At 39.9% G+C, this 12804-nt stretch carries 12 protein-coding genes; 10 read left to right on the top strand and 2 right to left on the bottom strand.

The genetic code is table 11. From position 1 onward, the window contains the following. Nucleotides 1-30 precede the first annotated feature (30 nt). Nucleotides 31-2034, bottom strand: coding sequence for a fibronectin type III domain-containing protein (locus ACZ9EE_RS05285; RefSeq protein ID WP_476025620.1), 2004 nt, complete (start codon nucleotides 2032-2034; stop codon nucleotides 31-33). A gap of 170 nt (nucleotides 2035-2204) precedes the next feature. On the opposite strand from ACZ9EE_RS05285, the gene ACZ9EE_RS05280 reads away from it, so the two are divergent. The 4 genes from ACZ9EE_RS05280 to larC all read left to right on the top strand — a co-directional run bounded on the left by ACZ9EE_RS05280 (nucleotide 2205) and on the right by larC (nucleotide 5619). Next, a complete protein-coding gene (locus ACZ9EE_RS05280) occupies nucleotides 2205-2453 on the top strand; it encodes a hypothetical protein (protein ID WP_476025619.1) in 249 nt (82 codons plus the stop codon). Nucleotides 2454-2660: 207 nt separating this feature from the next. Beyond that, entirely contained in the window at nucleotides 2661-3470 is an 810-nt protein-coding gene (modA, locus tag ACZ9EE_RS05275) for a molybdate ABC transporter substrate-binding protein (RefSeq protein ID WP_476025618.1), read from the top strand. Between the two features lie 7 nt (nucleotides 3471-3477). Next, nucleotides 3478-4134 (top strand): molybdate ABC transporter permease subunit, encoded by a 657-nt coding sequence (modB, locus tag ACZ9EE_RS05270; protein ID WP_476025617.1) that lies wholly within the window; start codon nucleotides 3478-3480, stop codon nucleotides 4132-4134. A 231-nt stretch (nucleotides 4135-4365) separates the two neighbouring features. Continuing rightward, nucleotides 4366-5619: a nickel pincer cofactor biosynthesis protein LarC gene (gene larC, locus ACZ9EE_RS05265; RefSeq protein ID WP_476025616.1), complete on the top strand. Its 1254-nt coding sequence runs from the start codon at nucleotides 4366-4368 to the stop codon at nucleotides 5617-5619. A 208-nt stretch (nucleotides 5620-5827) separates the two neighbouring features. Here larC and ACZ9EE_RS05260 read toward each other — a convergent pair whose 3' ends face one another. Continuing rightward, nucleotides 5828-5971: a hypothetical protein gene (locus tag ACZ9EE_RS05260; RefSeq protein ID WP_476025615.1), complete on the bottom strand. Its 144-nt coding sequence runs from the start codon at nucleotides 5969-5971 to the stop codon at nucleotides 5828-5830. Between the two features lie 349 nt (nucleotides 5972-6320). Between ACZ9EE_RS05260 and ACZ9EE_RS05255 the strand changes: the two genes are divergently transcribed. The 6 genes from ACZ9EE_RS05255 to ACZ9EE_RS05230 all read left to right on the top strand — a co-directional run bounded on the left by ACZ9EE_RS05255 (nucleotide 6321) and on the right by ACZ9EE_RS05230 (nucleotide 12782). Further along, the gene (locus tag ACZ9EE_RS05255; RefSeq protein ID WP_476025614.1) at nucleotides 6321-7556 is read left to right on the top strand and encodes an ATP-binding protein; all 1236 of its coding nucleotides are present in this window, start codon (nucleotides 6321-6323) and stop codon (nucleotides 7554-7556) included. A gap of 263 nt (nucleotides 7557-7819) precedes the next feature. Further along, complete coding sequence (locus tag ACZ9EE_RS05250; RefSeq protein ID WP_476025613.1) at nucleotides 7820-8767, top strand: VOC family protein; 948 nt, start codon at nucleotides 7820-7822, stop codon at nucleotides 8765-8767. A gap of 23 nt (nucleotides 8768-8790) precedes the next feature. Next, nucleotides 8791-9897 (top strand): alpha/beta hydrolase family protein, encoded by a 1107-nt coding sequence (locus ACZ9EE_RS05245; RefSeq protein ID WP_476025612.1) that lies wholly within the window; start codon nucleotides 8791-8793, stop codon nucleotides 9895-9897. A gap of 15 nt (nucleotides 9898-9912) precedes the next feature. After that, entirely contained in the window at nucleotides 9913-10821 is a 909-nt protein-coding gene (locus tag ACZ9EE_RS05240; protein ID WP_476025611.1) for a fumarylacetoacetate hydrolase family protein, read from the top strand. Nucleotides 10822-10846: 25 nt separating this feature from the next. Continuing rightward, on the top strand, nucleotides 10847-11602 hold the full coding sequence (locus ACZ9EE_RS05235; protein ID WP_476025610.1) for a cyclase family protein: 756 nt from the start codon (nucleotides 10847-10849) through the stop codon (nucleotides 11600-11602). A 22-nt stretch (nucleotides 11603-11624) separates the two neighbouring features. Further along, nucleotides 11625-12782, top strand: a complete 1158-nt coding sequence (locus tag ACZ9EE_RS05230) for an FAD-dependent oxidoreductase (RefSeq protein WP_476025609.1) — start codon at nucleotides 11625-11627, stop codon at nucleotides 12780-12782. Nucleotides 12783-12804: the final 22 nt, after the last annotated feature.

The raw sequence follows: 12804 nt of genomic DNA, 5'->3' as shown, positions 1-12804 counted from the left end.
ACTTTGGCAGACCCTCTTTTCGCATTTTATTTATGCTATTTTATTAAACTGACCTTCAACCGAGTTCGCTTTGGATTTGTCTCTTGTAACCCTGATGAAAATAATACAAGAAACCACCATCAGAAATGCGGATAAAAGAGTGATCAACTGAGAGGCTGCTTGGTGTTTATCTGTTTGAACCTCGATCGACTCTCCACTTTCACCTATGGTATTCTTTGCCGTTACGACATATGAATAGTGGCTATCATGTATAGCAGATTTATCTTTATAGTTCGGATTTGTTAGATTTGTTGCAATCGGTTTGAAGCTGCTGAATCCTAGTATATTTATCTTTTTACGGTATACCGTGTAGGAAGTTGCTCCAGCAGTTGGATTCCAGGTAAGTGTAACTGTTCGATTGTTATTCTTATCTGCCATTACCCAATCTGGCGCAGATGGAGCTGTTGTCCTTTTAGTATAAAAGGAGTAAATTCCTTTCAGTTTCTCGCTTTCACCTGTAACGGATGACAATTTCCAATAGTATCGTGTATCATTTTCAAGGTTTTTAATGGTCAAAGAGGCCGAAGGAACGTTTTGGTCGAAAATAATCTCTTTCATGTCAGGATCTTGCGCTACCTGGACATGATAGCTGTCTACTCCGGATTCTGCCCCCCAGCTTAATGTTACCCTTGAAGGGTTAATCTCGGTTTGACCACTTTTTGGGGAGACGGTAAGGGTAGAAGCCGGGATTAAATGAATCATTTGAGATGCATGGCTAGATAGAGCAGCCGTGAACCCAGATCGCCTGTTACCCAGATCTTCATGGCTCCACAGATCATGGACCAATGCTGAACCATTGAATCCTAAATCTTTCCATTTGACGAAAACTTTTTGGGGCGATAAACCCGTATTAAAAAGACTGATGTTGTACGTACCATCCGGCAAGCTTTGATAAAAAACTTGAGAGGTAGTTGTTTTGGATAAGCGTTTCCCAGCAACTCCACTTTGGTTAACCCCAATTACTTCGTCATTCGTCAGAAGGCTAATTCCATAGTTATCTAGTTTCGTTAGATCGCTGCCAATAACAAAATGTGAAGCAGCAATGGCCCAAAGTGATACATAGGAACGTTTTTCATCAGCTGTTAGACCATCCTTACTACCGTTTGCTACATTGAGTGAATCAAAGTCATTCCAGCCGCCTGGTTCAGCATGAGGCTGCCACTTTGCCGCATGATTAAATCTTCTAAAAACATGTTCCCAATCGGTAAGCGTTGGTTTTCCATAACTTTCAACATCATGGTCCGTCCGCCAGCCATTAGATAATTGCTGCCAAGTAGATACATGATCGATATCAAGGTTATTGGATAACTCAAGATGAATCGGTCTTCCTGTCTTGTTCAATGCTTTTGCCCATGCCTCGATATCCGGAATATCCTCGTTTCGGACACCATCAATTTTAAGGTAATCCACCCCGTAGGACGCAAATAGTTTAGCCCACGAATCGATATACTCCTGTGCCCCAGGCTTTGAATAATCGATCGCATACATATTATCGAAATTAAAACTTACCTTCTGACCTTTGCTAAGATCGACAATATCTTTTGCATGGTAGGGTGTTCCTTCAATAGGCGTGTTCTGATCCAACGCCCCTTTTGGAATACCAAGCGTGACATACAATCCGAACTTCAATCCTTTTTCGTGGATATAATCCCCAACCGCTTTCATACCATTAGGGAATTTTTTAGGGTCTACTACCCACCTGCCATATTTGTCCACGTTAGAAGTCCAATCAAGCTGATAATAATCATCAAGGTTTACATATTCGTAACCGTGTATCTTAAATTTTTCCGCCATAATATCTGCTGCCGCTTTTATGGTTTTTTCTGTTGGTTTTTTACGGATGGAGCTCCAGCTGCTCCACCCCATAAATGGACGATCAGCCAAATTATTGTAAGAGGATGCTTTTGTTTCCTCTGGTTCTATTATTGAAACAGTAAGAATTCCTGAAAGAACAAGGGAGAAGGACAACATAGTTGAAAATATTTTCTTAAGCATAAAAACCTCCTCTATTAGATAAAAAATATATATCTCTATACTAATATAGAAAGCTCTTTATTTTAATGAACAATATGTTCCAATATATTGTTCAGATTGAATTTCCTAAGCGAACAATGGACTCATTTTATACATAATCTAATGGTATCAATGAGTGAGGATGTAAAAAGATGAGAAATATTAGGGGAATTCCAATTCAACCAATAATTGGTCAAGCGTGGACGGGAAGACATGTTGTTTTGCTTCACTGTTCAACGGATAATCAGTTTATTGATCTTTATAAAAGTTTTCATGCTCCAATCGAACCGCCGCGTCAAAATTGTGCAGAAACATTATCACAGCTGCTAAGTATTGGCTATCACGTTATGGCGATAACACCACTTTCACCCGGTCAAATTCAATATTTGCTTGTCCTTTAACCGATTAAATAAATCAATAAATAGGCACACGATATGAATATAGAGGATATCGTGTTTTTTTATTGGAAAACACTATTTTTTTCAAACAAATAGATGCGCAACCAAAAGTTTAAAATAGAACAATGTGAGTATTATCCTATCCTTTGGATTTATTACTAATTATAATGAGTTATAATTGATGATATTTAGTTTAAAGGGGAGAGAGGATTGAAAAAGCTATATCCGCTATTGTTCACGCTGAGCGTGCTTTTACTGGCATTTGCTGGATGTTCATCTAAGGAACAACCTAATAGACCGGAAGAAAAGAAACAAACATCTACTGAAAAGAAAGTAGAAATAACGGTTTCAGCAGCCGCTAGTTTACAAGATGTCCTAAACGACATCAAGGCAGAGTTCGAGAAAGCACATCCAAATGTGATCGTAAACTATAACTTTGGGGCGTCAGGGGCACTTCAACAACAAATCTCACAGGGAGCACCGGTGGATCTCTTCTTCTCCGCGGCGGAGGATAAATTCGATCAATTGGTCAAAAAGGGATTAATTGAAAAAACAAAAGGAAAAGACTTACTCGGAAATGAACTTGTCTTAGTGGTTCCAAATCACTCAAATAAGGGAATCCATTCCTTTGAAGATATAATTAAATCAGATAAACTATCGATTGGAACTCCGGAGGCTGTCCCAGCAGGAGAGTATGCCAAGGAAACATTAGAAGATTTAAATGTTTGGAATCAAGTCAAAGGAAAAGTGGTATATGCTAAGGATGTTCGTCAAGTGCTTACATATGTAGAAAGTCAAAATGTTGACGCAGGTGTTGTTTATAAAACAGATGCCTGGAGTTCAAAAAAGGTTAAGATTGCAGCTACGGCGAATGAAAAAACTCATGCACCGATTGTTTATTCTGTTGGTGTAATTAAGAACAGTACCCATCCATCAGAGGCACAATTATTTTATGATTATCTGCAGACTGACAAGTCTTTGAAGACTTTTATCAACTATGGATTTAAAGGATTAGATTAATCATACTATGGCAACGGATTTTTGGTCACCAGTCAAACTTTCCATTGAAGTAGCTGCTGTCTCTGGCGTATGTGTATTAATCTTAGGGTTAATTTTTGCAAAGCTGATGGCTAAGACAAAATTCAAAGGGAAAGCTGTAGTTGAGACGGTATTCCTTCTACCATTAGTCTTACCACCTTCAGTTGTAGGTTTCTTATTAATTGTATTGTTTGGAAGAAATAGTGTTATTGGACAAGTGATTGAAGGGATCTTCAGGCAGCCTGTTATGTTTACTTGGTGGGCTGCCGTAATTGCTTCGACAGTTGTTGCATTTCCCTTAATGTATCAATCTGCAAAAGCAGGATTTGAAGCCATAGAGGAAGATATTGAGAATGCAGCTCGAGTGGATGGGGCGAATGAACTACAATTATTTCTGACCATTTCCATTCCTCTAGCACTTAAAGCAATCATTTCAGGTACCATTCTAAGTTTTGCAAGAGCATTAGGCGAGTTTGGGGCGACTTTAATGTTTGCTGGAAACATCCCAGGGAAAACCCAAACTGTTTCAACTGCGATCTACGTTGCAATGGATGCAGGGAATATGAATTTAGCTTGGTTATGGGTAATGTGTTTGGTCGGGATTTCTTTTTTCATGTTAATAGGCATACAGCTAATGAAATCCTAATAATTGGCTTTTTTAAATTAAGGTTCTGTTAAACGATATGGTTGTTTTTTATACTCTGTTGATTGGAGCGGAAGGCGCGCCACTCCTGCGGGAGTACGGGGCAGGGGAGACCCCACAGGCGCTTTCAAAGCCGAGAAGGCTCCCACGGCACGCCCGCGGAAAAGGAGCGCCTGGAGCGGAAATCAACAGCCACTTAACAGAGCCAAAATTAAATTTGGGGGAACGAAAAAATTGAAAAACCTCTATCTTGATTGTATCTCCGGAATTGCAGGGGACATGACATTGGCTGCTCTGATTGATCTAGGAGCAGATCTCTCCTACATAGTAGAACAGTTGAGAAAATTACCGATTGATCGCTTTGAAATCGAAGTACATAATGTCAATAAATGCGGTATAACAGCAAAAAGATTGAAAATCCATTTTCCATCAGGAGAACATGAAGACCATCATCAACATAATGATTATGATCATCGGCTCCATCACCATGGCCACGCACATCTTCATGAACATCGGAGTGCGAAAGAGATTTTGTCGTTGATTGAGGAAAGCACGCTTCCCACAAGAGTAAAAGAACGCAGTCTGGCCATTTTTCAAAGTGTTGCTATTGCTGAAGGTAAAATACATGGAATTGATCCTAAGGAGGTTCATTTCCATCAGGTGGGAGCAATGGACTCGATTATAGATACAATCGGAGTATGTTTGGCGCTCGAAAGCCTTGAAATCGAAGATATTTATGCATCTCCCGTACCAACCGGTTATGGAAAAAAGATGATGGCTCATGGACTTTATCCAATTCCCGCTCCGGCTACAATGGAGTTGCTAAAAGGAATACCCCTCGCAGAATTAAACGTTGAAGGTGAACTGACTACACCGACAGGGGCAGGGATATTAAGGGCACTCGTAAAAAAGTTCATACCTATCGGCGGACATATTGTGGAAGAGATTGGTTATGGAGCTGGGGAAAATGACTTTGACCATCCGAATGTACTTAGGGCCTTACTCCTTACAGCTTCAGACATTATGAACAGTAAAGATGAGTCCCATAAACGCCGGGAATCTATCTATGTGCTTGAAGCCCAGCTTGATGATATGACCGGGGAAGGGCTTGGTTATACATTGGAACGACTATTAGCAGTTGGGGCACTCGACGTTTTTTATACGCCAGTCTTCATGAAGAAAAATCGGCCCGGCACCCTTGTTACAGTTTTAGTTTCCTTGGAATTAGCCGATCATTGTGAGAAAGTTTTGTTGGAGGAAACTACTACTCTTGGTGTACGCAGAAGTATGTGGAGCCGTGATATTCTTGATCGAAGATTTATTGAGGTGGAAACCCCTTATGGGCACATCAGGGTAAAGCAGGCATACAGAGAAAACAAAATGCTTCACCAAGCTCCTGAATATGAAGATGTAGCAAAGGCAGCAAGGGATCATGGGGTTCCATTTCAACTTATTTACCAATATGCGATGAAATTAGCGACAGATTAAGTGTAATTTATGCGAATAAGTAGTTCAGGTATCGAGTAGAAAGTTAAAATGCACAACTCAACGATCAACCTGATTAACACTGCTTTTACACGAAATTTTAGCAGGTGAAATAGCAAAAAAAACGCTTGGGAAACCAAGCATTTTTTATAGCCTGTCGGAAAACTTATTTTCAAGAAGATTTCCTGACTTCGGACAGGACGGAAGAAATTTAGCCAACTGCTGTCCGAAGATGTCTCGACTTCGGACAGGACGGAAGAAATTCAGCCAACTGCTGTCCGAAGATGCCTCGACTTCGGACAGGACGGAAGAAATTTAGCCAGCTGCTGTCCGAAGGTGCCTCGACTTCGGACACAACTGATATAATTTCCCCTCATACTGTTCAAAGCTCCCTATTTTCATAGACTTTTGCCCATCTGATGTTTTAAGAGCAAGCGGTAGTTAAAATACTTATCATCCACCTTATTTGAATCATAACTTGGAATTGGACTAAAAAATGCTGTTAAAATTTATTTTTCTACCTTAAAACTGAACTACTTACTCTGCGGTGGGATTGCCCTTTTTTGTTAATGGAAAATAAGAATCATTCAAAAAAGTGATAATTGATATAGAACGAGGATCCATAAATGTAGTAAAATAGTAATCTGGACATTTATAGTAGTCTTTTATATTTGTGTTTTCAATCGCATGGAAGGGGTTTCATCTTGATCGAAGCGTTACTGTTAAATTTTCTGTTTTTACTTTTCCCGGTTTTACTATTCCTGATTTTTTTTGAAAATAAGCTACATACATACAATAAAAATATCCTTATCCTTCTCTCATCCATTTCAATGGTGCTATGCATGGCCTTTCCAATTAAATTGGAAATTGGATTTATTTTTGATTTACGCTTCGTTCCATTTATTATCGTTGCCCTATTCGGAGGATATAAAAATACGCTTCCATTGTATATGGTGTTAAACATTTATCGAATCATAATTGGCGGGGCAGGCTCACTGCAATCCTTTCTTTTCTCCACTATTGTTTTTATGTTAATACCTCTATTAAGTAAATGGTTTTTGGGGCAAAATGCTAGGAAACGTATCTTGTGTGCTGTTTTGGTATCCATTTTTACCATGGTGTTCTATTTAACTACTCTCGCTGCCCAATTACCTGCTTTAAACAATGAATTTTGGATATTAACGATTAATGCTTTACCAACTTACACATTAGTCATGGTTATTATTATGATATTGATAGAGAAAATCATTGATAATATGAATACCCGAAAGTCATTCTTACAATCCGAGCGCCTTAATGTCCTAAGTGATTTATCAGCGAGTGTCTCGCATGAAATCAGAAATCCGCTTACTGTTACAAATGGATTTTTACAGCTGTTAAATAAATCTAAAACGCTAACAGTAGATGAAAAAACTTATGTTGAGTATGCATTATTAGAGTTAAAACGAGCAGAAAATATTGTAAGTGACTTTTTGGCTTTTGCAAAGCCGCAGTCGGAGAATATGATTATTTCGAATCTAAAGGAAGAAACGGAGTATGTAAAAAACATTATTACTCCCTACGCCAACATGCATCAAGTCGAACTTCAATATACGTTTAAAAACTCTTTATCTTTTAAATATGATAAAAACCAAATACAGCAGTGTTTAATCAACTTATATAAAAACGGCATTGAAGCAATGAAAGAAAAAGGCGGGGTTCTTATAATCGATGTTTCCGAGCAAAAGAAAGACATTGTGATTATAATAAAGGATAATGGGATTGGAATGACAAGAGAGCAGGTTTTACAATTAGGGAATCCCTATTATTCTACCAAAAAAGAAGGAACCGGTCTTGGCATGCTTGTTGTTTACAGTACCATTAATAAAGTAAATGGAAAAATAGTAGTAGATAGTGAAATTGGTAAAGGGACGTCTTTTACCATTTCTATTCCTGTTTAACTTCAATAATAATCTTAGAAGGTGCGGAATCATTTTCGTACCTTTTATTTTTTTAACTTGAATAGAAGGGTACGATTTCACCGAGGAAGACGACAAGAAAAAATGGTATAAGTATTTGATATTTTCAGAAAAAGATAAAAATTGATATTAATTTTGATAAAAAAGTGAACGTTTCCAAATCAGAATCTCGCTATAATAATCATAAATAAACCGCTTTCATCCAGATGGTTTGTTTATGATTATTTAATTTGGAGGCATTGATCATGTATAAAAATCCACACTTTTTTTCTCATCTGGCCCACGTTGAAATCATTAGTCCGAAACTAGAAGAATCAGCCCATTTCTTTAAAAATATTATTGGGTTAGAAGAGTCTGGCCGAACAGGTAATTCCGTTTACTTTCGTGCATGGGGAGAGCATTACCATCACAGCTTGAAAATAACGGAAGGCAATGAACCTGGTCTTGGTCATATTGGCTGGCGAGCAGATAGTCCGGCTGCACTTGAAGAAGCAGCTGCCCATATTGAGAAACTTGGACAAGGGATTGGCTGGATTGAAGGGGACCTTGGACATGGCCGGGCCTATCAATTCACTTCTCCAGATGGACACTTAGAAGAGATTTTCTGGGATGTTGAATTATTTGAAGCACCTGATCAGCTTCGCAGCAAATGGAAAAACCGTCCGCAAAAAAATCCAGGCCGCGGTATTTCTCCTCGCCGAATTGATCACATTACCCTTTTTAGTAATGATGTAGCAAAAGACCGCGAATTCTATCAAAACATTGGTTTCCGCTATAACGAAGGGATTTTTTTAAATGCTGATGAACCTGGAAGTCCTGAAATTGGTGCTTGGTTATCAGTCACCAACCTTTCCCATGATATTGCCTTCTTAAAAGGTCATAGCGGCAAACCAGGCGGGTTTAACCATGTGTGTTATGCCGTAGAAAGTAGAGAGGAAGTTTTAATAGCTGCCGACCATATCCTAGAAAACGGCTATGAATTAGCAATGGGCGGGCCGACACGTCATGCTCTCGCTGAAGGATTCTTCTTTTACGTAGATGAGCCAGGCGGCAACCGTTTTGAATTATATGCAGGAGCACACCTGGTGTTTGCACCGGATTTTGGTCCGTACAGATGGAGTCTTTCAGAAAATCCAAACGATGCTTGGGGCCGCGAAATGCCTTGGGATGCATCTGGCAAAGTAATAAAATAAGCACAACAGGAGGATAAATCGAAATGTGGCATTTCTTTCCGGAAAATTACATGTGGTCTTATCAAATTGTGAGAATGATTAGCCAATCTTATTTTGGCGGCGGCGAGGTAAATGAAATTTTGGATGCAGCCAGCCGTATGAAGTTAGGAGATTATGAGAGTTTCCATCACGAATGGATGAGACTTGGAAATAAATCATTAACTAAAGCAAATGATGCAATGGACAAGGGATATAAAGAAACAGCACGGTCCGGCTATTTACGGGCAGCAAACTACTTTCGCACGGCAGAATTTTTCTTGCAGCCGGATGATGAACGTAAACTTCCAACCTACTTAAAAGGAGTAGAATCATTCAGAAAAGGAGGAGAACTGCTAGCTGTACCGCCAAAGGCAATAAATATTCCATTTGAGCATGCAGTACTGCCTGGTTATTATTTTGAAGCACCAGGTCAAAGTAAGGGACCGTTGATGGTGATGTTTGGCGGCTTGGATTCAACCGCAGAGGAATTATATTATGGACCTGCACAGTTTTTAAATGAACGGGGCATATCGCTTCTTGCCCTAGATGGACCTGGTCAGGGCGGAGCGTTACGAATCCATCATATTCATTCGCGTCATGATTATAATACGGCCGGAACAGCAGCATACGAATGGGCAGTTGAAAATTTAAATGTGGATCCCGAAAGAATCGGAGTAATGGCAGTATCGATGGGCGGCTATATGGCAGCCAGATGTGCAGCCTTCGAGCCAAGGTTTAAAGCTTGTGCGATCTGGGGGGCTGTTTATGATTACAACGATGTCTGGGCAAAACGCCCGGATCATCATCCTTTAGCGAAGATTCTCCAGCATATCTTTGGTGTAGAAGACATGCCTGCTGCAAGGGCAAAGCTTCAGCATTATAATTTACGTGGTGTGGCGGAAAAAATCCAAATGCCAACCTATATTGTCCATGGTGAGGACGATCGGCAGAATTCAGTTGAAAATGCCTACAATGTTTACAATGATCTTACTTGCCCGCGTTGGTTAAAGATCATTCCGACTAGCAGCCCAGGTTCATCTCATTGTCAAGTTGATAATATCACAGAAACCTATGAGATGTATGATTGGTTAAAAGAACAGTTAGCGAAGTAGTACGGAGGTGGAGACATGAAGTTCGTTACCTTTTTAAATCCGGATGGACAAATCCGTTCGGGGTGGCTGGATGGAAATAGAGTGTTCGATATGAAGATTGCCTCCAAAGGTGAATTACCCGATAGTATGTTAGAATTTATCAAAAATAACGAAAAGTATATGGCTATAATAGAGGGATTAAGTGGTTCAGCGAATCTTCCATTCTATTCGCTTGAGGAAATTCGGTTAACAGCTCCATTGCCAAATCCGGTAACTTTTAGAGACTTTGTTGCCTTTGAGACCCATGTCAAAAATGCAACAAAGCGCTCAGGGGATACGGTGGCACCAGAGTGGTATGAAATGCCGATCTTTTATTTTTCTAACCCTCATGCTATGAAGGGACCGGGGGATGAGGTTAAACGGCCAGCTAAATGTATACGCTTAGATTATGAACTCGAGCTTGCTTGTATTATTGGAAAAAAAGGAACAAATATAAAAGCTGAAGAAGCAGAGGACTATATTTTTGGCTATACGATTTTAAATGATTGGTCCGCTCGAGATATCCAAATGAAAGAAATGAAGGTGCTTTTAGGTCCGGCAAAAGGGAAGGACTTTGCGACATCGATAGGTCCTTATCTTTTAACAAAAGATGAATTAGAACCATATAAAACTGCCGGGGGATTCGATTTAGAAATGACTGCCGCGGTAAATGGGGAGGTTCTTTCCCGGGGAAACTTTAAGGATATTTATTACACATTTGACGACATGATCGAGCGCGCTTCAGAGGAAGTCACCTTATTTCCAGGCGATATTATCGGATCCGGAACTGTTGGCTTTGGCTGCATTATGGAACTCGGTTCCGAGGTGCACCGCTTCCTTGAGCCTGGGGATGAAGTAGAATTAAAGATTACAGGACTAGGCTCATTGAAAAATAGAATCATATAAGAACGATGAACGGAGAGGAACTTTTATGGCTAGAATTGTTGACCTAAGTGTTTCAATTGAAGAGGATTTAAAAGATCCTCTTCCGTTTTCGATTCGTTTTGAAACACATGAAGAAGGAGCAGAATTTGGAGCGAAGCTTGTCGGTGTCACACCGGAGGATTTTCCTGAGCGAAAAGGTCTTGCCGGAGAATTTCTTACGCTAACGAGTCATGCCGGGACACATGTCGATGCACCTTGGCATTATTGGCCGACATCTGAAGGAAAACCTTCTCGGACGATTGATGAACTACCGCTTGAATGGTTTTTTAACGATGGGGTAGTCCTTGATTTTACTGACAAACCAGAAGGCTATTCTTTGACAGTTGAAGATATACAAGTAAAGCTACTAGAAATTGACTATCAGTTAAAACCGTTTGATATTGTTATGATACGATGTGATGCTGATAAGAAAAGATATCAGCCGAATTATAGTGAAATCCACGTGGGAGTTTCTGCAGAAGCAACTCTCTGGCTGATCGAACAAGGTATTAAAGTAATGGGAACCGACGGTTGGGGCTGGGATACGCCATTGACCATTCAGGCACAAGATTATAAACAAAATCCACGTCCTGGTGTCCTTTGGGCGGCCCATTTTGCCGGAAAAGAAAAAGAGTACTGTCAAATTGAAAAACTAGCTAATTTAGACCAGTTACCAGCGTATGGATTTAAAGTATCTGTTTTTCCTGTGAAAATAAGAGGTGGCAGTGCAGGCTGGACTCGGGCTGTTGCGATTATTGATTAATAGGGAATGAGGGGTGTTTCAAATGACAAATCAATTTGTTAAAAAGGTACTCATAGTTGGCGGTGGAATTAGTGGTTTAGCAGCAGCTGCTGCCCTTCATAAAATTGGGATTGACGCAGAGATTGTTGAGAAGGAACTGGAATGGAATGTATACGGTGTTGGGATCATTCAGCCGCCTAATGCTCTTAGAGCTCTAAATGAAATTGGCTTAGCAGATGCATGTATGAAGGACGGGTATTCCTATCCAGGTTTCGATTATTACACAGGGCAAGGCCATTTTATGTTTAAGGGAGACTCGCCAACTATTGAAGGATATCCGGGCGTTAACGGCATTTCAAGAAGAAAACTACATGAATTTCTTTTAGATGCTGTTGAAAAAATTGGAACCAAAATATATATGGGTTCAACCATCGAAAGAATGGAAAATATCTCAAATGGTGTAAAGGTTGAGTTAAGTAACGGGATTTCGGCAGTTTATGACTTGGTCATTGGGGCGGACGGAGCAAACTCAAAGGTTCGAAAATTATTATTCGGGGATATTGTTCAAAAATATAGCGGTCAAGGGGTATGGCGTTACACCCTACCACGTCCGAAAGAAGTGGACCGGGGCCTGTTCTATTACGGGCAAAAAGCAAAAGCTGGTTTGGTTCCGATGTCAGAAGATGAAATGTATTTGCTTGTAACCACTCATGAACCAGGTAATCCTCGTTTTCCAAATGATCAGCTTCATGTATTACTAAAAGAAAGACTGACAGAATTCGGTGGTGCGATTGCAGAAGCGGCCAATCAAATAACAGACCCTGATCAGGTAGTTTATCGGCCAATCTTTACGCATATGATGGCAAAACCGTGGTATAAAGGAAATATTTTGCTTGTCGGTGATGCTGCTCATGGTACAGCTCCACATCTTGGACAAGGTGCCTCGATCGCTATTGAAGATGTCATTGTTTTGGCTGATATTTTGAAATCTAACCTTGGGGTCGAAGAGACGTTTAAGATTTTTATGGAGAAACGGTATGAACGCTGCAGACTGATTGTTGAGAATTCAGACCAGTTAGTTGAATGGGAATTGCTCACTTGGAGCGGTCAGATGAATGAGAATGTAAATGTTGGTAAGTATGTCTATGAAACACTTGCAAAAATGAATGAACCTTTTTTATCAGAAGTAAACACACTGTAGAGACGTATACAAGATTATATGC

It is taken from the genome of Bacillus sp. URHA0034 (assembly GCF_056280405.1).
The sequence above is the reverse complement of the archived record's forward strand: the minus strand, read 5'-3'. Positions and strand labels throughout refer to the sequence as shown.